General features: G+C 72.9%; 23 protein-coding genes. 20 read left to right on the forward strand and 3 right to left on the reverse strand.

Going from position 1 to position 25,605, the window contains the following annotated elements:
* Nucleotides 1-60: 60 nt before the first annotated feature.
* Both ACWGL3_RS18865 and ACWGL3_RS18870 read right to left on the reverse strand, forming a co-directional pair.
* Nucleotides 61-1,071, reverse strand: a complete 1,011-nt coding sequence (locus ACWGL3_RS18865; protein ID WP_267945902.1) for a DUF3558 domain-containing protein — start codon at nucleotides 1,069-1,071, stop codon at nucleotides 61-63.
* Between the two features lie 505 nt (nucleotides 1,072-1,576).
* Nucleotides 1,577-2,611: a coiled-coil domain-containing protein gene (locus ACWGL3_RS18870; protein WP_267945901.1), complete on the reverse strand. Its 1,035-nt coding sequence runs from the start codon at nucleotides 2,609-2,611 to the stop codon at nucleotides 1,577-1,579.
* Between the two features lie 699 nt (nucleotides 2,612-3,310).
* Between ACWGL3_RS18870 and ACWGL3_RS18875 the strand changes: the two genes are divergently transcribed.
* From ACWGL3_RS18875 to ACWGL3_RS18905, 7 genes are all read left to right on the forward strand, one after another.
* Nucleotides 3,311-4,267, forward strand: coding sequence for a methionine ABC transporter ATP-binding protein (locus ACWGL3_RS18875; RefSeq protein ID WP_267950466.1), 957 nt, complete (start codon nucleotides 3,311-3,313; stop codon nucleotides 4,265-4,267).
* Nucleotides 4,264-5,007 (forward strand): methionine ABC transporter permease, encoded by a 744-nt coding sequence (locus ACWGL3_RS18880; protein ID WP_431061439.1) that lies wholly within the window; start codon nucleotides 4,264-4,266, stop codon nucleotides 5,005-5,007. Before ACWGL3_RS18875 ends, ACWGL3_RS18880 begins: the two co-directional genes overlap by 4 nt.
* A 109-nt stretch (nucleotides 5,008-5,116) precedes the next feature.
* On the forward strand, nucleotides 5,117-5,986 hold the full coding sequence (locus ACWGL3_RS18885; protein ID WP_267945899.1) for a MetQ/NlpA family ABC transporter substrate-binding protein: 870 nt from the start codon (nucleotides 5,117-5,119) through the stop codon (nucleotides 5,984-5,986).
* 160 nt (nucleotides 5,987-6,146) lie between these two features.
* Nucleotides 6,147-7,547, forward strand: coding sequence for a GH1 family beta-glucosidase (locus tag ACWGL3_RS18890; RefSeq protein ID WP_267950465.1), 1,401 nt, complete (start codon nucleotides 6,147-6,149; stop codon nucleotides 7,545-7,547).
* Nucleotides 7,548-7,725: 178 nt separating this feature from the next.
* On the forward strand, nucleotides 7,726-8,760 hold the full coding sequence (locus tag ACWGL3_RS18895) for a LacI family DNA-binding transcriptional regulator (RefSeq protein ID WP_267945898.1): 1,035 nt from the start codon (nucleotides 7,726-7,728) through the stop codon (nucleotides 8,758-8,760).
* A gap of 121 nt (nucleotides 8,761-8,881) precedes the next feature.
* Entirely contained in the window at nucleotides 8,882-9,106 is a 225-nt protein-coding gene (locus tag ACWGL3_RS18900) for a hypothetical protein (protein ID WP_267945897.1), read from the forward strand.
* Nucleotides 9,107-9,141: 35 nt separating this feature from the next.
* Nucleotides 9,142-9,816, forward strand: a complete 675-nt coding sequence (locus ACWGL3_RS18905; RefSeq protein ID WP_267945896.1) for a hypothetical protein — start codon at nucleotides 9,142-9,144, stop codon at nucleotides 9,814-9,816.
* A gap of 24 nt (nucleotides 9,817-9,840) precedes the next feature.
* Here ACWGL3_RS18905 and ACWGL3_RS18910 read toward each other — a convergent pair whose 3' ends face one another.
* Entirely contained in the window at nucleotides 9,841-10,923 is a 1,083-nt protein-coding gene (locus ACWGL3_RS18910; protein WP_267945895.1) for a M15 family metallopeptidase, read from the reverse strand.
* A 798-nt stretch (nucleotides 10,924-11,721) separates the two neighbouring features.
* Between ACWGL3_RS18910 and ACWGL3_RS18915 the strand changes: the two genes are divergently transcribed.
* The 13 genes from ACWGL3_RS18915 (at nucleotide 11,722) to ACWGL3_RS18975 (ending at nucleotide 25,526) form a co-directional block, all read left to right on the forward strand.
* Entirely contained in the window at nucleotides 11,722-14,985 is a 3,264-nt protein-coding gene (locus ACWGL3_RS18915; protein WP_267950464.1) for a sensor histidine kinase, read from the forward strand.
* 232 nt (nucleotides 14,986-15,217) lie between these two features.
* Nucleotides 15,218-15,619: a roadblock/LC7 domain-containing protein gene (locus tag ACWGL3_RS18920; protein WP_014909276.1), complete on the forward strand. Its 402-nt coding sequence runs from the start codon at nucleotides 15,218-15,220 to the stop codon at nucleotides 15,617-15,619.
* A 107-nt stretch (nucleotides 15,620-15,726) separates the two neighbouring features.
* Nucleotides 15,727-16,134 (forward strand): DUF742 domain-containing protein, encoded by a 408-nt coding sequence (locus ACWGL3_RS18925; RefSeq protein WP_267945894.1) that lies wholly within the window; start codon nucleotides 15,727-15,729, stop codon nucleotides 16,132-16,134.
* Nucleotides 16,135-16,168: 34 nt separating this feature from the next.
* Nucleotides 16,169-16,762: a GTP-binding protein gene (locus ACWGL3_RS18930; protein ID WP_017565656.1), complete on the forward strand. Its 594-nt coding sequence runs from the start codon at nucleotides 16,169-16,171 to the stop codon at nucleotides 16,760-16,762.
* Nucleotides 16,763-16,862: 100 nt separating this feature from the next.
* Nucleotides 16,863-18,602, forward strand: a complete 1,740-nt coding sequence (locus tag ACWGL3_RS18935; protein WP_267945893.1) for a DUF885 domain-containing protein — start codon at nucleotides 16,863-16,865, stop codon at nucleotides 18,600-18,602.
* 195 nt (nucleotides 18,603-18,797) lie between these two features.
* On the forward strand, nucleotides 18,798-19,370 hold the full coding sequence (locus tag ACWGL3_RS18940; protein WP_267945892.1) for an HIT family protein: 573 nt from the start codon (nucleotides 18,798-18,800) through the stop codon (nucleotides 19,368-19,370).
* A gap of 181 nt (nucleotides 19,371-19,551) precedes the next feature.
* Nucleotides 19,552-20,202, forward strand: a complete 651-nt coding sequence (pgsA, locus tag ACWGL3_RS18945) for a phosphatidylinositol phosphate synthase (RefSeq protein ID WP_267950463.1) — start codon at nucleotides 19,552-19,554, stop codon at nucleotides 20,200-20,202.
* 21 nt (nucleotides 20,203-20,223) lie between these two features.
* Nucleotides 20,224-21,174 (forward strand): phosphatidylinositol mannoside acyltransferase, encoded by a 951-nt coding sequence (locus tag ACWGL3_RS18950; RefSeq protein ID WP_267945891.1) that lies wholly within the window; start codon nucleotides 20,224-20,226, stop codon nucleotides 21,172-21,174.
* Nucleotides 21,175-21,181: 7 nt separating this feature from the next.
* Nucleotides 21,182-22,375 carry a glycosyltransferase family 4 protein gene (locus ACWGL3_RS18955; RefSeq protein ID WP_267945890.1) on the forward strand — a complete coding sequence of 398 codons (1,194 nt, stop codon included), beginning with the start codon at nucleotides 21,182-21,184 and terminating at the stop codon, nucleotides 22,373-22,375.
* Nucleotides 22,376-22,436: 61 nt separating this feature from the next.
* Nucleotides 22,437-22,970, forward strand: coding sequence for a hypothetical protein (locus tag ACWGL3_RS18960; RefSeq protein ID WP_267945889.1), 534 nt, complete (start codon nucleotides 22,437-22,439; stop codon nucleotides 22,968-22,970).
* 186 nt (nucleotides 22,971-23,156) lie between these two features.
* Nucleotides 23,157-24,068, forward strand: coding sequence for a pyridoxal 5'-phosphate synthase lyase subunit PdxS (gene pdxS / locus ACWGL3_RS18965; RefSeq protein ID WP_267945888.1), 912 nt, complete (start codon nucleotides 23,157-23,159; stop codon nucleotides 24,066-24,068).
* Between the two features lie 103 nt (nucleotides 24,069-24,171).
* Nucleotides 24,172-24,780 (forward strand): pyridoxal 5'-phosphate synthase glutaminase subunit PdxT, encoded by a 609-nt coding sequence (gene pdxT / locus ACWGL3_RS18970; RefSeq protein WP_267945887.1) that lies wholly within the window; start codon nucleotides 24,172-24,174, stop codon nucleotides 24,778-24,780.
* Nucleotides 24,777-25,526, forward strand: coding sequence for a YebC/PmpR family DNA-binding transcriptional regulator (locus ACWGL3_RS18975; RefSeq protein WP_267945886.1), 750 nt, complete (start codon nucleotides 24,777-24,779; stop codon nucleotides 25,524-25,526). The genes pdxT and ACWGL3_RS18975 overlap by 4 nt, the downstream gene beginning before the upstream one ends.
* Nucleotides 25,527-25,605: the final 79 nt, after the last annotated feature.

Below are 25,605 nucleotides of genomic sequence, written 5' to 3' on the forward strand. Positions count from 1 at the left end.
CCCACCACGCCGCCGACCGTCGCCCCCGCGGAGTCGGTGTCCCAGCCCGCGGTGGGCCGGTCAGGTACCGACCACGGCCAGCGCGTCGGCGCCGGCGTTGACCATGATCTCCTCGACGTTGTCGGGGAGGACCAGGTCCTCCGCGGAGTCCTCGCCCGTGATGGACGGGTGCAGCTGGTACGTGATCTGGATGTTCAGGTTCGCGGTCCTGACCAGCAGCACGGCCTCGGGGACGAGGTCGCCCACGTAGTCGTACTTCGTGACGATGAAGTGGGCCTCGTCGCCGAGCTCCACCTCCTTGCTCTCCTCCACGTCACCGGCGTCGTACAGGGTGCTGTACTCGCTCTCGCCGGTGATCTGGGCGACCGTGTCCTGGAACTGGCTCGTGGCGGCCTCGACGGAGTCGGCGGCGGAGTAGGGGGTCTGGTACACGATCCCGAAGGAGGCGTAGCCGCCGGGGGCGTTGCCCTCCGGCGGGGTGGCGTCCAGGGTGTCGCAGGACGAGTTCTCGTCGCGGACGGACTTGTTGCCGCCGTCGGTGACGAGGAAGTCGGCCACGACCTGCTCGGTGAAGGCGTCGCAGGGCTCGGTGGGGACCGAGTAGGGGGGCTCGCCGGCGGGGGCCGCGTCGGGGTCGGGCTCCGGGGCCGGCTCGTCGCCGCCGGTCGCCTCCTCCGCGCTCGCGGAGGGCTCGCCCTCGGGCGGGGCGGCGACGGTCGTCCCGCCGTTGCCGTTGGTGACCAGCATGACCAGGACCGCGACCACGAGGACGACGATGACCACGCCGCCGCCGATGACGACCCACAGCCTGGCCCTGCCGCCGCCCTGGGGCGGCTGGGGCTGGGGGTGGGGGTAGCCGGGGCCGCCGCCGTAGGGGGGCTGGCCGCCCGCGTACATCTGCTGCTCCGGGCCGGGGAAGCCCTGGCCGGGACCCGTGGGGGCGCCGTAGGCGGGCTGGCCGCCCGTGCCCGGGTCGCCGTAGGGGGCGCCGTAGGGGGGCTGGCCCCCGCTGTTGTCCCCGCCACCGTAGGGGTTCTGCGGTGGTTGGTTGTAAGGTCCGTTTTCGCTCATGGCTCCCCTCGCCCGTGATGTGCTGGCCGTGTTGTCTGGGACGCGTGTGCGTGCCGGTGGGTTCTCACGACTTCCGGGACCGCGGGGCCGTGCCGGAGCGCGGTCGGAGCGGTACAGGGGCCGTGCGAGGGGAGGCGCACCTACCGCCACCGCCTTCCCGCGGGCGAGGGCGGAGGCGTGGGGCCGGGCGTTCCCCGTCTCCGTGAGGAGGATCCCGGGGGACCGGGGGTGCCGATCGTGGTCGGCTCCGGGGGGTTCCCCGGGCCGAGGTCGGGACCTGTGCATAGTAGCCGCGGGGTATGTCCCCGCGGCAGCCCCGACCAGGGGTAACAGGGTGAATCGTCACTGTTTTGTGTCGGTTGCGTGCGAGATCATGGTTCGCGTGACGCAATCGTGACGCCGACGTCTGGATTCCGCGCCCGCGTCCGGGTAATGGGGCCGCTGTCCGTCGGGGCGCTTCGGCGCCGCGGCCGGTCGGCGCCCCGGCCGCGGCCGCCGCACGGCCTCAGAACATCGAGATGTGCACGTGGTCGAAGTGGTTCTCGGTGAGGTTGCCCCGGTCCGACATCGCGCGCCAGTCGGTGTCGCCGCGGCGCACGTCCCAGATCTGCTGCCGGTAGATGACGTACATGATCCCGTAGTCGTCGGCGTGCTCCATCGCCCACTCGGAGATCGCCCAGCCGCGGTCGACCTGCTCCTGCGAGGGCATGCCGCCGTTCGGGTCCAGCATGAAGTCGCAGGCCCGACCCAGCGGGTGCTCCCCGACGACCCAGCCGCCGACCGCCCGGTAGCAGCCCACGCCGCCCACGTCCCGGCCCTCGCCGAACTCGTCGATGACCCGCTGGCGCATCAGCTCGGTGCGCGGGGTGATGTTGTACTGGCCGCCCATCGGCTGCTCGGGGTGGTCGGCGATCAGCCGGTCCACCTCGGTGCGGCGCTCCTCCAGCTCCTCCAGGTCCGCCTCGACCTCGGCCAGCCGCTCCTCCGCGGCCTCCTGCGCGGTCTCGTCGCGGGAGAGGGCCTGGTCGAGCTGGTCGATCTTGTCCTGGTTGCTGGTGGCGAGGTAGTCGACGACCACGGCCCGGTCGATGACCGTGTCGGGCTCGTCCCCCACGAACAGCGACATCGACGGGTCGATGCCGCCGCTGGTGTAGGTGGCGACCGCCAGGGCGCGCACCTGCTCGCGCGCGGCGTCCACCTCCTCCCGGGTGCCCTCGGCGCGGTTCTCCGCGCGCTCGGCCTCCGCGATGACGCCCTCCATGTCGCGGAGCTCGCCGTTGTAGTCCTCGCTGAGGCTGTCCGCGCGCTCCCGCAGGGAGCTCATGCTCTCGGGGTCCATGGGCGCCGCCGCGAGGGCGGTCTGGGGAAGGACGAGGAAGCTCCCGACCAGGCCCGCGGCGAGCGCGGCCACGCGTGCGCGGCCGGGGCGGACGATCGCCGGGAGTACCCGTGCGAGGCCTTCGCCCCGGGCGCGGTCGGTGGGGTCGGGAGCCCAGAAGTCGGCGAAATCGTCCACTCGGCTCAGGTCGTCGGACTGCACTGTGTGGTCGCTCCTCGAGCCCGCGCACACTCCCGTCGGGCACGGGAGAGGGGCGGGCGCTGCTTCTCGTCTGTTCCCGTACGGGGTCGGGCCGCCGTCGCGGCCCCGCCCTCCTGGCCCCTCGCGCGTGCCGCGGAGGGGGAGTGGGAGTCACGGGATGGTCATGAGTGTAGGCACTCGCGCGGGGATTGGGGAAAGACGGGACGATTCCACCGGTGGACAAAGGTTGTCAATGTGGTCTAAATAACCTGAATTCAGATGATGATTCAGGTGAAGTGGCTGGTCCGCCATGGTTGGCTTGGGACCGTGAAGGCTCCAGAGCGCGACCAAGCGACCACCATTCCCGCCCGGGCGGACGGCACCGCGGGGTGTCCGGCCTCCCGCCGGGGCCTGTGTCGCGCCCGCACGGGCCTGCGGGCCCGCTCCGGGAACCGCTCGTAGGGAGCCGCCCGCCCGCCGCGCCGATCCGGGCCGCCCCGCGGCGCGGGGGGTGTCGGACCCTCCCGACCACACGGGGGCGCCCGCCCGCCGACCCGCCGCGCGCACCCGCACCGGCGCGTCGCCGCCGCCCGCCCGCGGGGCTCTCCGTACGCTCGGACGTGGGCGTCAACCCCACGCCGAGTCCAGCCCCCCGCGCTCCTGCACAGGGCGCCGTGAGACCACCGCTGAGACGTCGATGGGAAAACCGTGATTGACGCAGTGGGCCTGCACAAGGCCTACAGGTTGAAGAAACACCAGGTGACCGCCCTGGACGGGGTCGACCTGCATGTCGAACCCGGGGAGATCTTCGGGGTGGTCGGCCAGAGCGGCGCGGGCAAGAGCACCCTCCTGCGCTCGGTGAACCTCCTGGAGCGCCCCGACGCCGGGACGGTCGAGGTCGCGGGCGAGGAGCTCACCTCGCTGCGCGGGGCCCGGCTGCGCGCGGCGAGGCGCAACATCGGCATGGTGCACCAGCACTTCGCCCTGCTGTCCTCGCGCACCGTCGCCGGGAACGTGGGCTTCCCCCTGGAGGTCTCCGGCGTCGACAGGACCCGCAGGCGGGCCCGCGTCGGCGAACTCCTCGAACTCGTGGGCCTCGGCGACAAGGCGCGCGCCTACCCCGCGCAGCTCTCCGGCGGCCAGAAGCAGAGGGTCGGCATCGCCCGGGCCCTCGCCTCGGCCCCCCAGGTGCTGCTCAGCGACGAGGCGACGTCCGCGCTGGACCCCGCCACCACCGACTCGATCCTCGCCCTGCTGCGACGCCTGCGCGACGAGCTGGGCCTCACCATCCTCCTCATCACGCACGAGATGGACGTGATCAAGCGGATCTGCGACTCCGCTGCGATCATGGAGAAGGGCGTGTTCCTGGAGTCGGGCCGGGTCCTCGACCTGATCGGCACGCCGGGGTCGCTGCTCGCGCGCTCCCTCTTCCCGCTGCCCGCCAACGGCGGCCCGGAGACGGTGTTCATCACCTACCCGCGCTCCTTCGACGAGCCGTTCATGTCCGAGCTCACCCGCCGCTTCGACGTCGACGTCAACATCCTGGGCGGCGGCGTGGAGCAGGTCGCCGGGCAGTCCGTCGGCCGTCTGAGCGTCGACATGCGCGGCGCCCGCCGCGCCGAGGCGCTCGCCTACCTGTCCGAGCACGGCCTGCTGGTCGAGGAGGCCGGAAAGTGATGACCAACCCCACCGACGCCCCCACCCTCGCGGCGTCCGCGGCCGACGGCGGCAGCGCCTGGGGCGCGATCGTCGCGTTCGTCCAGGACTGGCCGAACATGTGGCCCAGCCTGTGGCTGGGCACCCAGGACACCGTCTACATGGTGGTGTGGGCGACGCTCATCAGCGTGCTGGTCGGCCTGCCGCTGGGCGTGCTCCTGGTGTCCACGGACCGGGGAGGGCTGACCCCGGCGCCGGCCGTGCGCGCCGTCCTGAGCGCGGTCGTCAACATCGGCCGCTCGCTCCCGTTCATCGTCCTGATGGTGGCGGTGCTCTCCCTGACCCGCTTCCTGGTGGGCACCACCCTGGGCCCGACCGCGGCGATCGTGCCCCTGAGCATCGGCGCCATCCCGTTCTTCGCCCGCCTGGTGGAGACCTCCCTGCGGGAGGTCGACCGCGGCGTCGTCGAGGCCGCGCACGCGATGGGCACCCGGCGCTTCACGATCGTGGGCAAGGTGCTGCTGCCCGAGGCCCTGCCCGGCCTGATCGCGGGCCTGGTGATGACCGTGGTCGCCCTCATCTCCTACTCCGCGATGGCGGGCGCCATCGGCGGCGGGGGACTGGGGGACCTGGCCATCCGCGAGGGCTACCAGCGGTTCAACGACCACTACCTGTGGGCCACCGTCATCCTGCTGATCGTGATCGTCCAGATCGCGCAGAGCATCGGCGACCTGCTGGTGCGCCGCCTGTCACGGCGCTGACCGGGTCCCGTCCGACGGCCGGCGACCCCGGGGGCGGGCCGCGGGCCCGCCCCCTCCCGCACTCCCCCCGACCCCCCGATTTTTCTGACCGACGAGGAAGGAGACAGCGATGACCGGGAGTACGAGGGCACGAGTGGCGCGGGGGGCCGCCGCCGCGGGGTTGGCCGCGGCCGTGCTGGCGGCCTGCGGCAGCCCCAGCGAGCGGGCCCAGGAGGGCACGGACGCCGAGGGGCTGACGACGCTGCGGATCGGCGCCACGCCGATGCCGCACGCGGAGATCCTGGAGTTCGTCGACGAGAACCTGGCGGCGGACGCGGGCCTGAACCTGGACGTGGTGGTGTACACCGACTACAACCAGCCCAACGCCGCCCTGGCGGAGGGCGAGCTGGACGTGAACTACTACCAGACGGCGCCCTTCCTGGACGAGTACCTGGAGGGCAACCCCGACGCGGACCTGAGCTACGTGTCGGACGTGCACCTGGAGGCGTTCGGCGTCTACTCGCAGGAGCTCACGGACCTGGCCGACCTGCCCGAGGGCGGAGAGGTGGGCGTCCCCAACGACACCTCGAACATGGGGCGCGCCCTGGAGCTCCTGGCCGCCGAGGACGTGATCACGCTCGCCGACACCGGCGGGAGCGCCCCCTCGGTCGACGACATCGAGGAGAACCCCCTCGACCTCACCGTCACGCCGGTGGAGGCCGCCCAGCTGCCGCGCTCGCTCCAGGACCTGGACGCGGCCGTCGTGAACGGCAACTACGCCCTGGAGGCGGACCTGCCCGCGACGGCCAACGCCCTCGCCTGGGAGGGCACCGAGGACAACCAGTACGCCAACGGCCTGGTCGTACGGTCCGAGGACGCCGACGCCGAGGACGTGGTCAGGCTCGACGAGCTGCTGCACAGCGACGAGGTGCGCCGGTTCATGGAGGAGCGCTGGGAGGGCATCGTGCTCCCCGTCGGCGGCGGGGCCTCCGAGGACTGAGCCCCCCCCGGGGGCGCCCGCGCGCGGCGCAGGCGCCCCCGCGTAACGGTTGGGTTTCGGCCTGCATCCGGTCGATTGACATCGGGGTACTACTCTGTTTGTTTTATGGGAGCGCTCCCACAACGATGTCCCCTCGTCACGGAAGGTGCGTACCGAAGAAGTGAGCAACCGCAACGATTTCCCCGAGGGCTTCCTCTGGGGGGCGGCGACCGCCTCGTTCCAGATCGAAGGCGCCACCACCGAGGACGGCCGGGGCCGCAGCATCTGGGACACCTTCGCCGAGACACCCGGCAAGGTCCTGGGCGGCGACACCGGTGACCCCGCCGACGACCACTACCACCGCTACGCCGAAGACGTCGCGCTCATGAAGGAGATGAACCTCGGGGCGTACCGCTTCTCCGTGGCGTGGCCGCGGATCGTCCCCGAGGGCTCCGGCGCCGTCAACCAGGCCGGGATCGACTTCTACGACCGCCTCGTCGACTCCCTCCTGGAGGCCGGGGTCCAGCCCTGGGCGACCCTGTACCACTGGGACCTGCCCCAGCCGCTGGAGGACGCCGGGGGCTGGCCCGCCCGCGACACCGCCTACCGCTTCCGCGACTACGCCCAGGTCGTCGCCGAGGCCCTCGGCGACCGCGTCGGCCACTGGATGACCATCAACGAGCCCTGGTGCTCGGCCTTCCTCGGCTACCACAACGGCCACCACGCGCCCGGCCACAAGGACGCGGCCCAGGCCGTGGCCGCCACCCACCACCTGCTGCTCGGCCACGGCCTGGCGGTGGAGGCCATCCGCTCCACGGGGCACCCGGCCAAGGTCGGGCTGGCCCACAACCAGGCGGTCATCCGCCCCCACGGCCCCACCGCGGCCGACGCCCGCGCCGCGCGCCGCGCGGACGGGGTGCGCAACCGGATCTTCACCGACCCGCTCTTCAAGGGGCGCTACCCGGCGGACGTCCTGGAGGACCTCGCCGAGATCAGCGACTTCTCCTTCGTCTCCGACGGAGACCTGGAGACCATCTCCGCGCCGCTGGACTTCCTCGGTGTGAACTACTACTCGCCGGAGTTCGTCGCCGCCTCCGCCAAGGGGCTGGACCCCGAACTGGTCAGCGGCGAGGGCGGGAACGCCTGGCTGGCCTCGGACCCGGAGGAGGTGCACGTCTCCCAGGGGCTCCCCGTCACCCACATGGGATGGGAGATCGACCCCACCGGGCTGTACGACGTGCTCCAGCGCCTGGCCGGTGAGAGCGGCGGCATCGACCTCTACGTCACCGAGAACGGCTGCGCCTTCGAGGACACCGTGACCGAGGACGGGCGGGTCCACGACACCGAGCGCACCGACTACTACGAGGGCCACCTGAGGGCCGCCGGAGAGGCCGTCCGCGCCGGGATCCCCCTGCGCGGGTACTTCGCATGGTCGCTCCTGGACAACTTCGAGTGGGCGTGGGGATACTCCCGCCGGTTCGGGATCGTGCACGTCGACTACGAGACCCAGCGCAGGACCGTCAAGGACAGCGGGCTCTGGTACGCCACACTTGCTGGGACGGGCCGGTTCCCCGAGCGGTAGGCGCGGGCGTACAGGCGCCGGCGGCCCGGTGGGCCGCGGACGGCAGTGGGGCGTCCTCCGGGGCGCCCCACACCGTCGTTCCCGGCGGGACGACACCATGAGAGCGTCCGTCGAACACACCGCCGCCCCGGGGCCCGCCCCGGGGCGGCGGAACACGAACCCCAGAGGGAGCCTCGAAGTGGCCAAGAGCGGTGGCGGTCGGCAGCGTCCGACCCTGGAGATGGTGGCGGAGCGGGCCGGGGTCGGCCGCGGTACCGTCTCCCGGGTGATCAACGGCTCCGCCCAGGTGAGTCCGCACACCCGGGAAGCCGTGCACAACGCGATCGCCGAACTGGGCTACAGTCCGAACCAGGCCGCGCGCACCCTGGTCACCCGGCGCACGGACACGATCGCGCTGGTCGTCTCCGAACCGCGCGACCGGTTGTTCGCGGACCCCTTCTTCGCCGACATCATCCGCGGCGTCAGCTCGGTCCTGCACGAGCGCGACCTCCAGCTGATGCTGACCACGGCACGTACCGAGGCCGAGCACAAGCGCGTGGGCGACTACCTCAGCGGGTTCCACGTGGACGGGGCGCTCCTGGTGTCCCAGCACCGCGACGACCCGCTCTCCACGCGCCTGGCCGAGGCGGGCGTGCCGGTCGTGCACGGCGGCCGCCCCCACTCCCCGGACCAGCCCGCCCCGTACTGCGTGGACATCGACAACTACGGCGGCGCCCGCGCGGCCACCCGGTACCTGCTGGACCGCGGTCACCGCAGGGTGGCCACCATCACCGGATCGCTGGACATGAACGCCGGCCAGGAGCGCCTTCGCGGCTACCGCGACGTCATGGCCTCGGCCGGGATCGAGGTGGACGAGCGCCTCGTGGTCCGCGGGGACTTCAGCGTGGAGGGGGGAGCCGAGGCCATGGCGCGCCTCCTGGACACCGGTCCGGCGCCGGACGCCGTGTTCGCGGGCTCCGACATGATGGCCATCGGCGGCATGCGCGTGCTGCGCGAGCGCGGGCTGCGGGTGCCCGACGACGTGGCCCTGGTGGGCTACGACGACACGGTCATGGCCCAGCACAGCGACCCGCCGCTCAGCACCATCCACCAGCCCACGGTCCAGATGGGCCGGGAGATGGCGCGACTGCTCGTCGACGTGGCGATCCCCCGCACGGTCGAGGCCGAGACGGTCACCCTCGACACCCACCTGGTGGTGCGCGAGTCCGGCTGACCCCGCGCCGCGACGCCCCGCGAAGCGCCTCTGACCCGGCGGTTCGCCCCCGGCCCGGCTGGACTCGCGTACCACCGCTGTGCAAGGCTGGTCGCGATTTCGCTGGAGACGGTGGGAGCGCATGGAGCCGATGCGGGGACCGACACACACCCGGTGCGCGATTTCGTCGTGCGGGTGGTGCGACCAGGACGGCGTCGAGTGCCGGTTCTGTTCCGGAACGGGATGGTGGCGGCCCGAGCGGCCGCACCGGGACGGGAGCGGTGTGATCGTCTGGCTCAGGGTCGACGAGCCGTGCCGGGGGTGCGCCGGGACGGGCAAGGAGCACAGCCCGACCGCTGTCCTCTGAGGCGCTTCCGCTCCCGCGTGGAAAAGGAGAAGCGCATGCGCTGGGTGACCTATCTCTCGCCGAGTGGCGGGGGCGAGCGCGTCGGGGTGCTGGAGGACGGGGACGTGCTGGGCAGTCCCGACCCCGGCGGCCTGGCGGACCTGCTCGCGGCGGGCGGCGACGCCCTGGCCGCGGCCGGCGGGCGGGCCGCCGCCGCGCCGGTCGAGATCATCGTCGAGCCGGAGGCGCGCATGTGCGCACCGGTGACCCCCACGGCCCTGGTGCCGGCCCTGGTCGGCGGCGAGGTGTGGGAGATCCACCCGGAGCTCGTGCAGGGCTCGGACGACGCGGTCCCGCCCGCCGCGCGGACGGCGCTGGTGGGCGTGGCGGCCGTCGCCGGCGGCGACGGTCCGGCGAGCGCCTACACACCCGCCTGCCTGTGGCTGGACGAGGGCGGAGCCGCGGTGCAGCTGAGCCTGGGGCCCGTCCTGACCACCGCCGACGAGGTGCCGGGGGCGCCGCTGGAGCTGAGCGCCTCGGTGGACGACAGGGAGGTCGGCCGGGGGATCGCGGACCCGGCCGACGCCTGGCTGGTGTCGGGCCCCTCCGGAGCGGGCCGGATGCGCGTCCTCCTGCCCGTCTCCACCCCGCGCCTGGACGAGGACGACGAACTGTTCGTGGACGCGGGCGTCCTGGGGACCTTCGAGGTCCGGGTCGGCTCCCAGGTCTGAGCGGCGCCGGGGCCGGGACCGCCGTCAGGGCGTGAACTCCCAGTGCCAGGGCTCGAACCCGCCGCGCGCCCAGGGCGGGTTGTCCCAGCCGTACCCGGGGGCATGGGCCAGCATCCACTCGTGTTCGGGGGACCCCGCCTCGTGCACGCCCCCGCACAGGTCCACGGCCACACCCAGCCCGTGCCGGCTGGTGCCCGGGCGCGCGGCCATGCCGGGCACCATCTCGTGGAACAGGCTCACCTGCTCGTGGTAGGGGCGGTAGGAGTCGGTCACGCACATGGGGCGGCCGAACGTCTCGCGGTAGGCGCCGTCGAGCTCTATGAAGGCCTCGGCGGCGTCGGCCCGCAGCCGTTCGCCGGGCTGGGGGAGGGGGCACAGCACCGACTCCGGCATGCGGCCGTTGGCATGGGCCGCGGCCTCCCCCCGCGCGCACCCCGTGTCCGCGGCGGGCGATTGCCGCGCTTCCCGGCCGTTTCTGTCATCGCTGGCATTGTTCCGTTCACCGTTGTCTCCATCGGTGGATGACAACGCCGCGCGCGCGTTGCGCAGGGTCTCCTCACGGCGCCGCTCCCTGCCCCCCGCGTCGCCGACCTCCGCGAGCCGGGCCTCCAGGCGGGTCTGCTCCTCCAGGAGCCATGCGGTCCGCTCCTCCTGGGCCGTGACGGCCTCCACAGCCTCCTCGCGGGCCGCCGCCGCTGCCTCCACCGCCTCCGCCTGCTCCCGCTCGGCGGTCTCGGCCAGGCCGTCGACGGTGTCGGCCACGACCCGCGCAGCCCCTGCGCGGTCCAGCTCGGCGGCCCTGTGCTCCCCCAGTACGTGCAGGAGGGCTCCGCGTTCGAGCATGCCCGAGGGGCCCTCGGACCCGCCCCACGCGTGCACCGGTCCCACGTCGGCGCCCATGTAGACGGCCGCCGCCTGGCGGGCGGCGGCGATCCTGGCCTCCTCGCCGCGCTCGCCGGCGGCGTCCGCGCGCTCGGCCGCCTCGGCGCTCCGTTCGGCCAACTCCTCCAGGCGCTCGCTCTCCTCCGCGTAGCGCTCGATCTTGCCGAGGGCCTCCTGTCGTAGGACCTCTGTGCCCGCGCGCAGTTCGGCCAGTTCGACGCGCACGTCCCCGAGGGTGGCCGCCCCGGTCGTGTCGTCGGCTGCGGCCCCCGGGGTCGCGGACAGGGCGAGAAGGGCCAGGAGACCCAGCGGAAGTGCGGCGGTGACCGAAATGGACCGGTTCCGGGAGGCGGCTTCCCTTCCTGGGACCGGACCGTCCGAATGCGTTCCGCTGCGCACGGTAGCCGCACCGGGGCAAGGCGATGCACGCATCTCCGCTTCCTCCTCAGGACCTGCGTCTACGTCTTGTCACGATGTCATGTCGGGGGAGTCTTGATGGGGAAGCTGGTGGTGTGTCCAAAAAGTTACCTGGCCACCTGAGTGGGTTTCGGTCGCTATGTCTGACCTGGGGGATTAGCCATAATGCCGACATTGAGGGCATTATGCTGCTAGGCGGACGAAGATGATCTTGTCCATCGCCGTCAAACGGCGGAAGCGATACCTTCGCACGCATTGGTACGCTATCCACCGCACGCGCACCTCCTGAAGCTTTTGGGTGCGCGCAGCCTCTCCTCCCAGGCGAGTCCGGCGGACAGTCTTCACATCTCCCCACATTCCCCACCGCTCCTGGTTCGGTGGCCCACGTGGTCCCCACCGTTTTTCCCCGAAGAGTCTTCGGCCGGAGTGGTCGGCCCCTGGGGTCCAACCAACCGCTCGAGGCGGTGACACGAAAGGTTGCGAGGGTCCGTGTCGACACGAGCGACAAAAGACGGGGCCAGCGCTCAGAGCGCGGCGGCGCAGGCCGAAAACGCCGACGCCGCGCCCCAGCGCAGAGCCAAACGGTGGCAGCCACGCAACTGGCGGGTGCGCTCCCGGCTGGTGGCCCTCATCGTCATCCCCACCGCCGTGGCGCTCGCGCTCGGCGGACTGAGGGTCTACGAGGCAGCGGTCTCCACCGTCACCCACGCGCACATCGAGGACCGCGCCGAGATCGGCGTCCTCATCGTGCAGCTGGCCAACCAGTTGGGCCGCGAGCGCACCGCGAGCGCGGTGTACATCTCCGACAACGCCGACCCCGCGCGGCGGTCGGACGACCTCCGGCAGGAGATGGAGGAGCAGCGCAACGCGACCCGCGACCTCCAGCAGAGCCTCACGGCCCGGCTCGACGACATCGGCGAGGTCGAGGGCTCCCTCGCCAACAACCGGCTCACCGGCATGCGGAGCCAGATCGCGACCCTGGACGCCCTGCGCACCGAGGTCGACGAGACCCGCATCACGGTCCTCCCCGTCGTCACCAAGTACCGCACCGTCTCCCGCGCGCTGACCGAGTTCAACCAGACGATCGCGGACGACACCGGCGACACCGCCCTGCGCGAGAGCGTCCGGACGCTCACCGCGCTCTCCAACGCGCGCGACCAGCTCTCGTACGAGACGGCGCTGATGAGCCACTCGCTGGCCCGCGACTCGATGACCGGCGGCATCTCCGAGGCCATCGACTCCAGCCGCGCCCGCTACGAGAACGAGATCTCGAACTTCGTCCAGGCCGCCTCCACCGAGCAGCGCGCCGTCTTCGACGAGCACTTCACCGGCCTGGAGGTCAGCCAGGTCTCCACCATGCGCATGCGCGTCATGTACCGCGCCGAGCGCGACGACCCGCTGACCGGTGTGACCGCCAACGACGGCCCCGACGCGTACAAGGACATCGCCGACGTCGCGCTGGAGCGCCTCCAGACGGTCGAGGAGGAGATCGCCGAGGGCATCGCCGCCGAGGCCAACGACCTGCGGGCCGGCGCCATGATGCGCGCCCTCACCGACCTCCTCGTCGTCGCCCTGGTGCTTCTCGCCGTCTTCGTCCTCACCTCCCTGGTGGTCCGCTCCCTGGTGCGCCCGCTGCGCACCCTGGAGGACGGCGCCCGCCGGGTCGCCGAGCGCGACCTGCCCGACGCGATCAACCGGATGCAGGAGGCCGGCTCGGTCCCCGAGGCGGTCAAGGTCACCCCGATCGAGGTCGAGAGCAACGACGAGATCGGCGAGGTCGCCCGCGCCTTCGACGACGTCCACCGCGTGGCCCTGACCCTGGCCTCCGACGAGGCGGCCCTGCGCAGCAACGTCAACGCGATGTTCGTCAACCTGTCCCGCCGGAGCCAGACCCTGGTGGAGCGGCAGCTGCGCCTGATCGACGGCCTGGAGCAGTCCGAGCAGGACTCCGACCGGCTCTCCGACCTGTTCCAGCTGGACCACCTCGCCACGCGCATGCGCCGCAACAACGAGAACCTGCTGGTCCTCTCCGGTCAGGACAACACCCGCAAGTGGGCCCAGCCCGTCCCGCTGGTCGACGTCCTGCGCGGCGCGGTCTCCGAGGTCGAGCAGTACGAGCGCGTCAACGTGCGCGCCCCCTCCCACATCTCGGTGCTCGGCCGCCCCGTCAACGACGTCATCCACCTCGTCGCCGAGCTGGTGGAGAACGCCACCTCGTTCTCCCCGCACGACACCGAGGTCCTGGTCAGCGCCAAGACCCTCGACAACGGCGGCGTGCAGGTCGACGTCACCGACAGCGGCATCGGCATGGCCCCGGAGGACCTGGCGGCGATCAACGCCCGCCTGGCCGCCCCGCCGGTCATCGACGTCGCCGTCTCGCGCCGCATGGGCCTGTTCGTGGTCTCCCGCCTGGCCCACCGCCACGGCGTCAAGCTCAGTCTCGAGGAGGCGCACGGCGGCGGTACCACCGCCCACGTCACCTTCCCGCCGGACCTGCTGATCACCCCCGTCGAGGGGCAGCACGCCCTGGGCGTGGCCGACAGCCGGCCCGAGCTCACCTCCGGGGCGCCGGACACCTTCGCCGACGCCCAGGCGGCCTTCGCCTCCAGCCCGGCGGCGAGCGAGCCCGGCGACCCCTGGCAGACCCAGGGGGCCGACTCCGGCGCGGGCGACTTCGGCGGACTGCCCAAGCGCCAGCCCGGCACCGTCCGCTCCGACGAGCACCCGCCCAGCGGCCAGGACCTCTGGCAGAGCAGCGGCTCCGACGTCTGGGGCACCGCCAAGGGCTCCGGGACCACCGGGGCGGACGCCGGCGCCAACGGCCGACCGGTCGTGGACCCCTACGACACGCCCGAGGACGACGACCGGGGCCCGAAGCCGGAGACCGGCGGACGCAGCCTCTTCGACCCGGCCCCCCGCTCCGACGCGGGGAGCGACTCGCCCTTCCGCGACAACGGGTCCGCCGACCGCTCCTCCGACACCGGAGCGTTCGGCCGTCCCGCCGACACCGGGTCCTTCCGCCGTCCCGTCACCGACACCAGCGCCTTCCGGCGCCCGGCCGGGGCCGCCGACTCCTACGACGCCTTCGGCAACACCGGGTCGGCGTCGCAGAGCGGCGGACAGTCCGAACGGAGCGTCTTCGGCAGGGACGAGGGCGCGGGCCGCGACGCGGGGGCCCACGAGCGCCCTGCGGCCCCGGCGCGAGGGGACGACACCGAGACCTTCCCGGCCGTCGCCTCCGACTGGAACGCCGGAACCCAGCAGCCCCAGGCCCCCTCGTCCAACGAGACCGGGAACTGGCGCTCGGGCGGCGGCGACACGCGCGAGGGCTACGGCTCCACCGCCTACCTCTCCCGCCGCTACGGAGGGACCCAGGGGCCGAACAACACCGTCGTGCCGCCGAGCCCGTCGGGCGAGGACAACGACTCGCTGCCGATCTTCGACGCGATCGAGTCCAACTGGTTCAAGCGCCGCACAGGCGGGCCCACCGTGGACACGACCGAGACCGGTCCGATCCAGCAGGTCGACCCGAACCAGGACCGCCGGGCGCAGCCGACCCGGTCGGCCCAGCGCCCCCAGCCCGCGGCGAACGGTCAGGACACCCGTTCCGAGCAGGAGTGGAACTCCGCGGCCGACCGCGGCTGGAAGGCCGCGCGCACCGCAGCCGAGCCGCTCGCGGGCGGCCTCACCACGTCGGGCTTGCCAAAACGGGTTCCCAAGGCAAACCTTGTCCCAGGAACAGCCCCCAAGCCGGAGAACTTCAAGCAGATGCCCACTCGTAGTGCGGACCGTGTCCGAAACCGCTTCTCTGGTTTCCAGAAGGGTGTCCGCGACGGCCGGAACCAGCTCGGCGAAGGTACGGAGGAGTGACCCCAGTGCAACCTGGTGGGACGGGGTCCCCCTTATTCGGGGAAGCCGGATGCAATAGCATCTACCGAGCTTCTCGGACGCGCCGCACCCACGGCTTGACCAGAGCAGAACACCAGACTCCCGGCCACCCCCACGGGAGGGGCCGGGCAGTTCCTAGAGGCAGTGCTGTCACATGCCGTGCCGGCGGTAGCAGTGCCGAGAGACCAAGCCGGCGAATTGGACAGGAGATCAGATGAGTCGACAGGTGAATGAACTCAACTGGTTGATCACTGACTTTGCCGACCGGGTCCCTGACGTCGCCCACGCGATCGTCGTCTCCTCAGACGGCCTTCCGTTGGCCTCGTCGGCGGGGTTCCCGGCTGACAGGGCCGACCAGCTGGCGGCGATCGCCTCCGGTCTGTCGAGCCTGACGCAGGGCGCGGCCCGGGTGTTCGAAGGTGGGGCGGTCGCCCAGACCGTGGTGGAGATGGAGCGGGGGCTGATGCTCATCATGGCCATCAGCGACGGCTCCTGCCTCGCGGTCCTGGCGGCGGCGGAGAGCGACCTCGGCCTGGTCGCGTACGAGATGACCCTGCTCGTCGAGCGGGCGGGGCGGGCGCTGACACCAACGGCGCGCACCTCGGGAATCCACTGATCCACCACCGACAGGAGGAAGTGGTGGCACCTCACAGTAGAGATGCCGGGAGCGCCTCGTGGTTCGGACAACAGCCGGGCGGACCCCCCACCGGGGGGACGCCGGCCGTGCCGGGCGGCGGAGATGTTCCTCGACCAATCCAACAACAGTACGAACAACGACCCGCGGCGGGGAGCGCGCCCAGTTCTCTGGTCCGCCCCTACGCGGTCACCAAGGGACGCACCAAGCCGAAGTCGCAGCTTCCCCTGGAAGCTCTGATCTCGGCGACCGCCGCGGCCCGTAACGAGTCTGGGACGCTGACGCCCGAATGGCAGGCGATCAGCGACCTGTGCCGGGAATGGCGTTCCGTGGCGGAGATCTCCGCGCTGCTGCGGATGCCGCTCGGCGTGGCGCGGGTGCTTGTGGCGGACATGTCCGAGCAGGGACTGGTCCAGATCAGGTCCTCGCTCAACAACGAAGCCCGTCCCAACACCAACCTGCTTGAAAGGGTGCTCAGTGGACTTCGCAAGCTCTAGCCCAGCCGAGGAAGGCGGTGCTGGGGGGAACGCGATGACGTCGGTCAAGATCGTCGTCGCCGGGGGCTTCGGTGTCGGGAAGACGACATTCGTTGGCTCCGTCTCCGAGATCGTGCCGCTGACCACCGAGGCGGTCATGACCAGCGCCAGCGTCGGGGTGGACGACCTCGCCAAGACGCCGGACAAGCAGACCACCACCGTGGCGATGGACTTCGGCCGCGTCTCCCTCGACTCCGACCTGATCCTGTACCTGTTCGGCACACCCGGACAGCACCGGTTCTGGTTCATGTGGGACGACCTGGTCAAGGGTGCGATCGGCGCCGTCGTGCTGGTGGACACCCGCCGCCTGGCGGACTGCTTCCCGGCGATCGACTACTTCGAGGAGGCGCGCCTGCCGTTCATCGTGGGGATCAACGGCTTCGACGGCTACTACCCCCACGCCGCGGACGAGGTCCGGGACGCTCTGACGCTCAGCCCGGAGATCCCCATCGTCCAGGTGGACGCCCGTGACAAGGCCTCCACCAAGTCGACGCTCATCACCCTCGTCGAGCACGCCATCACGGTGGGGGACCCCGAGGGCGCCGCAGGACAGCCCACTTCCACGGGCGGTCAGAACTCCTGGCGTTAGCCCGCAGGCTTCTGGGCCAACCCGGGCCGGGGTCCCGCACAGAGCACGGCCCGGTTCCCGCGACGCGGGAACCGGGCGTCCGTGCTGGCATCATGGCGGGATGAGCTCTTCCTCCCAGCCCGGCGCAGAGGCGATGACACGGCGGTTCCGCGAGGTGGCCGAGCGGGTGCTCGACTTCCTTCTCGACGACGCCCCCGAGTGGGCGCTCGACCTGGGCGACCCCCGGGGCGCGGCCCGCCTCTCCGACCTGTCGGCGCAGGCCGACGCGCACCGCGTCGCGGTGCTCACCGACGCCCTCGGCTCCCTGGACGAGATCGACGGCGACCTCGTCCCCGCGGGCGACCTGGTCGACCTGGAGGTCCTGCGGTCGAGGATCAGCGCGGACCTGTGGCACACCACCGAGCTGCGGCCCCGCACGTGGGACCCGCTCCTGTACTCGCCGGGAGAGGCCCTCTACGCCCTCCTGGAGCGCGACACCCTCCCCCTTTCCGAGCGCCTGGCCGCCCTGGCCTCGCGCTGCGCCGCGCTGCCCGACTACCTCGCCACCGCGCGCGCCCGCCTGTCCGAGGGACCGGGCATGCCCCGTGTGCACGTCGAGACGGCCCTGGCGCAGCTCGACGGGGCCAGGGCCATGCTGGCCTCGGGCGTGCCCGCGCTGGCCGCACAGGAGCCGTCGGCGCCCTCCCGGCTCGAACCGGAGCGCCTGGCAGCCCTGGCCGCGGTGGAGGAGTACGCGGACTGGCTCCGCGGCCGGATGGAGGGGGCCACCGCGGACCCGCGGCTGGGCGCCCGGGACTTCGCCGCCCAGCTCTGGTACACGCTCGACTCCGAGCTGTCGCCCGACGCGCTCCTGGTGCGCGCCGAGAGCGACCTGCTGGCCACGGAGGAGGCGATCGCCGAGGCGGCCGCCGAGTACGAGGGCCGGCCCCGCCGCGAGGGCCAGGTGGCGGACGTGCTGGCGGCGCTCGCCGCGGAGAACGCCACGGACGCCGACACCGTGCGCCCGGCCTGCGCCGACGCGCTCATGCACCTCGACGGGCGTGTGCGCGGGCTCGACCTGGTGACGGTGTACGACGACCCCGTCCGGATCATCCCGATGCCCGAGTCGCGCAGGGGCGTGGCCGTGGCCTACTGCGACCCGCCCGCCCGCCTCCCCGCGCCCCCCTCCAGGGACGCCTTCGGCGCGGTCGTCCCCACCCCGCTGGACCCCGCGGTCCTGGAGCGGCCGACGCTGGTGGCGGTCGCCCCGCCGCCCGCCGACTGGCCGGCCGAGCGCCGGGCGTCGTTCTTCCGCGAGTACAACGCGAGCATGCTGCGCAACCTCATGGTCCACGAGGCGGTGCCGGGCCACGCGCTCCAGCTCGCCCACGCGGCGCGCCACACCGGCGGCACCCGGGTCGGCAACGTCCTGTGGAGCGGCACCTTCATCGAGGGGTGGGCGGTCTACGCGGAGGAGCTCCTCGCCCGGCACGGCTGGGCCGAGGACCCCCGGGAGAACCTGGCCCTGCGCCTGGTGCAGCTCAAGATGCGCCTGCGGATGATCCTCAACGCGATCCTGGACGTGCGCCTGCACACGGGCGACCTGGCCGAGGCCGAGGCGATCTCCCTGCTGACGCGGCGGGGCCACCAGGAGGAGGGCGAGGCGGTGGGCAAGTGGCGCCGGGCCCAGCTCACCAGCGCGCAGCTGTCCACCTACTACGTGGGCTACGCGGAGGTGTCCGACATCGCCCGGGACCTCGCCGCCGCGCGCCCCTCGCTCAGCGAGCGCGAGCGGCACGACGCGATGCTCGCCCACGGCTCCCCGCCCCCGCGCCACCTGCGCACGCTGCTCGGGCTGTAGGGGCCCGGGCCGGGGAGGACGGGCAGGACACGGCCCCTCCCGCCGGTCCGGGAACGCGACCGGGGCCGCGAACCGGGCGGGCCGGGGCGCCTCCCGGGGAGGCCGCCGCCCCGCGGCACGGCGGCACGCCCGCGCGCGGGCCCTCCTATGCTGGGGACGCGGAGAGTACGGTCAGGCGACGGAAACGGACGACCCATGAACGGTGCCGAGGACGGGCGGGACGACCAGTGGGACGCCCCCGGAGCGGGAACCGGTTCCCCCGACGGCTGGGACCGCCTGTGGACCCCGCACCGGATGGCCTACATCAAGGGCGAGGGCAAGCCCACCGGCTCCCGCCCCGAGGACGGCTGCCCCTTCTGCCGCGCCCCGGCGCTCACGGACCCCGAAGGACTCGTGGTCGCCCGCGGCAAGAGCGCCTACGCGGTCCTCAACCTCTACCCGTACAACAGCGGCCACCTGATGGTGTGCCCCTACCGCCACGTCTCGGAGTACACCGGCCTGGACGAGGACGAGACCGCGGACGTCGCCGCGCTCACCCGCGCCGGCATCCGCGCCCTCACCGCGGCCTACCGGCCGCAGGGCTTCAACGTCGGCATGAACCTCGGCACCGCGGCGGGCGCGGGCATCGCCGCCCACCTGCACCAGCACATCGTTCCGCGCTGGGGCGGCGACGCCAACTTCATGCCCGTCGTCGGCCGCACCAAGGTGCTGCCCGAGATGCTGGAGCAGACCCGGGAGAAGCTGGCCGACCACTGGCCCCGCGACTAGACAGCCCCGAGCACCGACCGCGCGGCGGCCCCAGGGCCGCGACAACGCACGGCCGCGGCGCCGCCCCCGGCCCGGCACCGGGCGGTCCGGTGGCGCGCCACCCCCACCGGACGCGGTTCCCACCCCCGGGGCCGTTCCCGCCCTACGATCACAAGAAGCCATGCTGAGAATCCTTCGCCCCATCACCTCCCGGGTCACCGCTCCGCTCGGACGGAGCCTCGCCCGGATCGGCCTCACACCGAACCTCGTGACCATCATCGGCGCCACCGGCGTCGTCATCAGCGCGCTCTACTTCTACCCCCGCGGCCAGCTGTACGCGGGCTCGGTCGTCATCACCGTGTTCGCGCTCTTCGACATGCTCGACGGCGCGGTGGCGCGCGCCAACGACAGCGGCAGCGCGTTCGGAGCCTTCCTCGACTCCACCCTCGACCGCGTGGCCGACGCCTCCATCCTCGCCGGGCTGCTCTGGTGGTTCATCGGCGACGGTGACGACCCGCTGCTCGCCGGACTGACGCTCTTCTGCCTGATCAGCGGCTTCATGGTGTCCTACATCAAGGCGCGGGCCGAGGGACTGGGCGTCAACTGCGACGTCGGCGTCGCCGAGCGCACCGAACGCCTGGTGATCATCCTGGTGGCCGTGGGGCTCAGCGAGCTCGGCGTGCCCTACGTCCTGGCCGGCGGCCTGTGGCTGCTCGCCGGGATGAGCCTGCTCACGGTCCTCCAGCGCCTGGTCGAGACCAGGGCCCGCCTCAACGACCCCTCCTACGTCGACGTCACCCGGAGCACGGAAGGCACGGCGGAGGGCACCGACGACACCGTCGGCGGGGCCTGAGGAAAGGACGGGGAGCACGACGTGGACGAACGCTGGGCCGATCTGGCCTACTCCGCGGGCTGGGAGCTGGTCCGACGCGCCCCCGAGGGGGCGGGCCGGGCCGTCTTCCGGCACCTGGCCGACCGCTCCTGGCGCGCCCACGACGGCGGGACGCGCGGCCTGGAGCGCAACCTGCGCCGCCTGCTCGGCCCCGGGGCCACCGACGCCCGGCTGCGCGCGCTGTCCCGGGCGGGCATGCGCTCCTACATGCGCTACTACTACGAGATGTTCCGGCTGCCGGCGATGGACGAGCGGTACATCCTCGGCCGCACCCGGGCCACCGGCATCGAGGTCCTGGAGAAGCACATCGGGTCGGGCCGGGGCGTGGTCGCCGCACTTCCCCACATGGGCAACTGGGACCACGCCGGGGCCTGGATCACCCTCCGGGGCACCCCCCTGACCACCGTCGCCCAGCGGCTGAGCCCGGAGAGCCTGTTCGAGCGGTTCACGGCCTACCGCGAGTCCCTGGGGATGGAGGTGCTGCCGCTGACCGGCGGAGGCAACACGGTCGCGACCCTGGCGCGCCGGCTGCGGGACGGCGGGCTGGTCTGCCTGCTCGCCGACCGCGACATCCACGGCACGGGCCTGGAGGTGGACTTCTTCGGGGAGCGCGCCCGCGTGCCCTCGGGGCCCGCCGCGCTCGCCCTCAACACCGGGGCCGCACTCATGCCGGTCTCGCTCTGGTACGACGGCCCGTACTGGAACATCCGCGTCCACGACGAGATCCCCGTCGCGGAGGGGCCCACGCGCTCCGCGCGGATCCAGGCCACCGCGCAGGAGCTGGCCCGGGTCTTCGAGGGCGCCATCGCCGAGCACCCCGAGGACTGGCACATGCTCCAGCCGGTGTTCAGCCTCGACCACGAGCAGGACCGACTGCGGCGCCCGGGGGCCGGGGCCGCCGACCTCCGTCCCCCCGGGCGCCGGAACGGGTGAGGCGCACATGCGGATCGGCCTGGTCTGCCCCTACGCCTGGGACGTCCCGGGCGGGGTGCAGCAGCATGTCGGGGACCTCGCCGAGGCCCTGACCGGCATGGGGCACGAGGTGTCGGTGCTCGCCCCGGTGGGCGACGCCGGGACGGCCGTGCTCCCCGACCACCTCGTCCCCGCGGGGCGGCCGGTCCCGGTCCCCTACAACGGGTCTGTGGCCAGGCTCAGCTTCGGTCCGCGCACGGCGACACGGGTCCGCCGCTGGATCTCCGAGGGCGGTTTCGACGTGCTGCACGTCCACGAGCCCTCGGCGCCCAGCGTCTCCCTGCTGGCGTGCTGGGCTGCGGACGGCCCCCTGGTCGCCACGTTCCACACGTCCAACCCCCGCTCGCGGGCGATGGCCGCGAGCTCCCGGGCCCTGCGCTCGGCGACGGAGAAGATCAACGGACGCATCGCCGTGTCCGAGGCCGCCCGGCGGACCCTGGTGGAGCACGTCGGCGGGGACGCCGTGCTCATCCCCAACGGGGTCGCCGTGCGGGCCTTCGAGCACGCCGACCCCCTGCCGGGCTGGCCCGGGGAGGGCGGCTCCCTCGGTTTCCTCGGCAGGCTGGACGAACCGCGCAAGGGCCTGGCCGTGCTGCTGGACGCCTTCGCCCTGATGGCTCCCGCGCGCCCGGGCCTGCGACTGCTGGTCGCGGGTCCCGGGGACCGGGAGGCGGCGCTGGCCGGCGTCCCCGCAGGGCTCCGGGAGCGCGTCGTACCGCTCGGCCGCCTGGACGACGCCGACAAGGCGCGCGCGTACCGCTCCGCCGACGTCTTCTGCGCCCCCAACCTGGGAGGGGAGAGCTTCGGCATCGTCCTGACCGAGGCGATGGCGTCAGGGGCGGCGATCGTCGCCAGCGACATCCCCGCCTTCTCCGCGGTGCTGGAGGGGGGCGACGCCGGAGACCTGTTCTCCGCGGGCGACCCCGCCGACCTGGCGGAGCGGGCGGGAGCGCTCCTGGACGACCCGGAACGGCGCCGCGCCCTCTCGGCGGCCGCCCGCAGGGCGGTGCGCGCCTACGACTGGGAGACCGTCGCCGCCGACGTCGTCCACGTGTACGAGACGGTGCTCGCGGGGCAGGGGACCGGTGACGGGCGCCGCCCGGGGGTGCGCCTGGACACCGGGCCCCGCGCCACGGCTCTGCTGCGGAGGGGGTCGGTGTGAGCGGGACCGGAACCGCGGATCGGGGTGAGCGGCCCTGATCGAGGACGTCCTCTTCGCCGCCGTGGTCGCCTGGGCGGTCCTGGCCCTGGCGCTGTTCGGGTTCTACCTGTCCTGGAGGGCCACGCGCCTGCACCGCCTGCACCACCGGGTCGACGTGGCCCGCGCGGGGCTGGAGGGCGCGCTGGCGCGCCGCCGGTCCGCCGTGCTCGCCCTGGCGGGGGCCGGGTGCGTTCCGCGGGCGGGGGCCCGTGCGCTGGAGGAGGCGGTCGCGGCGGCCGGCGAGGCGGGGGAGCGGCGCCTCGACCTCGCGGAGAGCAGGCTCTCCCGGGTCCTGCGGGACGTCGTCGAGGAAGCGGGGCCCGGGGGCGCGGCGTCGGCGCCCCCCGTGCGGGCCGAGGTGGAGGCGGCGGCCAAGGGCGTCCACATCGCCCGCACCTTCTACAACGACGCCGTCTCCGACACCCGCCGGGCGCGCCGCTCCAGGATCGTCCGCGTGTTCCGCCTGGCGGGCACCGCGCCCCTGCCGGACTACTTCGAGATCGACGACCGTCCGCCCCGGACCGCGCCCCCGGCCGCCCGCCCCGACACCCTGTAGAACCCCGGTCCGGGAAACCACCGATCTGGCCAAAGCCCCCGAAAGGGGGTGGAACTAGGATGGGGGGCTGGTCGACCCGGGGTGCGCGGCACCGACGGTGCCCGCGTGCCACCGCGCGGCCGCCGCCCCCGCTGCCCGGCGACCGCAGGCCCCCAGCGGCAACTCGACGAACGGGAGTCCACAACCGTGGCCAACAACGCATCGAACAGCACCGAGGCAGTGGTCGGTACCCAGCGCGTCAAGCGAGGCATGGCCGAGCAGCTCAAGAACGGCGTCATCATGGACGTCGTCACGCCCGAGCAGGCCAAGATCGCCGAGGACGCCGGCGCCGTCGCGGTCATGGCCCTGGAGCGCGTCCCCGCCGACATCCGCAGGGACGGCGGCGTCGCCCGCATGTCCGACCCGGACATGATCGACGGCATCACCGCCGCCGTCTCCATCCCGGTCATGGCCAAGGTCCGCATCGGGCACTTCGTCGAGGCACAGGTCCTGGAGTCCCTCGGCGTCGACTTCGTCGACGAGTCCGAGGTGCTCACCCCCGCCGACGAGGCCTACCACATCGACAAGTGGGCGTTCACCGTCCCCTTCGTGTGCGGGGCGACCAACCTCGGCGAGGCGCTGCGCCGCATCGCCGAGGGCGCGGCCATGATCCGCTCCAAGGGGGAGGCCGGGACCGGCAACGTGGTCGAGGCGACCCGGCACATGCGGTCCATCCGCTCCGAGATCAAGCGCCTGGGCACCCTGGACGAGGCCGAGCTCTTCGGCGCCGCCAAGGAGCTGCGCGCCCCGTTCGAGATCGTCAAGGAGGTCGCCGGCCTGGGCAGGCTCCCCGTTCCGCTGTTCTCCGCGGGCGGCGTGGCCACCCCGGCCGACGCCGCCCTCATGCGCCAGCTCGGGGCGGAGAGCGTGTTCGTGGGTTCGGGCATCTTCAAGTCCGGCGACCCGGCCCGGCGCGCCGACGCCATCGTGCAGGCGACCCTGCACTACGAGGACCCCGCCGTGATCGCCCGCGTCTCCCGCGGTCTGGGCGAGGCCATGGTCGGCATCAACCTCGACGAGCTCTCCGACGCCCAGCGCTACGCCGGACGCGGCTGGTAGACCCGGGCGCCCCGGCGCCCCGGGCGGGAGGCGGTCCCGCGCCGGTGCCGCCTCCCGCCCTCCCCGTCCCCGCTCCCCCCTCAGCCGACGAGTGAGGCCGTTCGTGACCAGCAGACCCACCATCGGAGTCCTCGCCCTCCAGGGCGACGTCGCCGAGCACCTGCGCGTCCTCGACACGCTGGACGTGCACACCGCCGAGGTGATCTCCCCCGACCAGCTCGACACCGTGGACGGCCTGGTCCTCCCCGGCGGGGAGTCCACCACGATGTCCAAGCTGGCCGTCAGGTACGGTCTGCTGGAACCGCTGCGCAAGAGGGTCCGGGCGGGGATGCCCGCCTACGGCACGTGCGCGGGCATGATCATGCTGGCGGACCGCGTCGAGGGCGCCGTCGAGGGGCAGGAGACCGTCGGGGGGATCGACATGACGGTCCGCCGCAACGCGTTCGGGCGCCAGACCGAGTCCTTCGAGGCGTCCGTGGACATCGACGGCCTGGACGGCGCGCCGTTCGACGCGCTGTTCATCCGCGCGCCCTGGGTGGAGCGGACGGGCCCCGAGGTCACGGTGCTCGGCAGCGTACCGGGCCCCGACGGGGCCGGTAGGATCGTCGCCGTACGACAGGGCGGCCTGATGGCCACGTCCTTCCATCCCGAACTGACCGGCGACGCGCGCATCCACCGCCTCTTCGTCGACCTCGTGAAAGGACATGCATGAGCGGCCACTCCAAGTGGGCCACCACCAAGCACAAGAAAGCCGTCATCGATGCCAAGCGCGGCAAACTCTTCGCCAAGCTGATCAAGAACATCGAGGTGGCCGCGCGTACCGGTGGTGGGGACCCCGACGGGAACCCGACGCTCTACGACGCCATCCAGAAGGCGCGCAAGAACTCGGTGCCGCTCGACAACATCGAGCGCGCACGCAAGCGGGGCTCCGGCGAGGAGGCCGGCGGCGCCGAGTGGCAGACCATCATGTACGAGGGCTACGCCCCCGGCGGCGTGGCGCTGCTCGTGGAGTGCCTGACCGACAACCGCAACCGCGCCGCGTCCGAGGTGCGCGTGGCGGTCACCCGCAACGGCGGCAACATGGCCGACGCCGGATCGGTGTCGTACATGTTCAACCGCAAGGGCGTCGTGATCGTCCCCAAGGAGGGGACGACCGAGGACGACGTCACCCTCGCCGTGCTGGACGCAGGGGCCGAGGAGGTCGAGGACCTGGGCGAGGCGTTCGAGATCGTCTGCGAGGCCACCGACCTGGTGCAGGTGCGCACCGCGCTCCAGGAGGCCGGCATCGACTACGAGTCCGCCGACTCCAGCTTCCTGCCGACCATGGAGGTCCCGGTCGACGCCGAGACCGCCAAGAAGGTCATGCGGTGCGTGGACGCGCTGGAGGACTCCGACGACGTGCAGAACGTCTTCACCAACGCGGACATCCCCGACGAGGTCATGGCCGAACTCGGCTAGCGCGCCGACCGCGGGCGTGGCCGGCGCGACACACGGCCCCCGGCCCCGCTGATCCCGTACCCGTGGCGGGTCCCGGCCG

It is taken from the genome of Nocardiopsis sp. NPDC055824 (assembly GCF_053616335.1).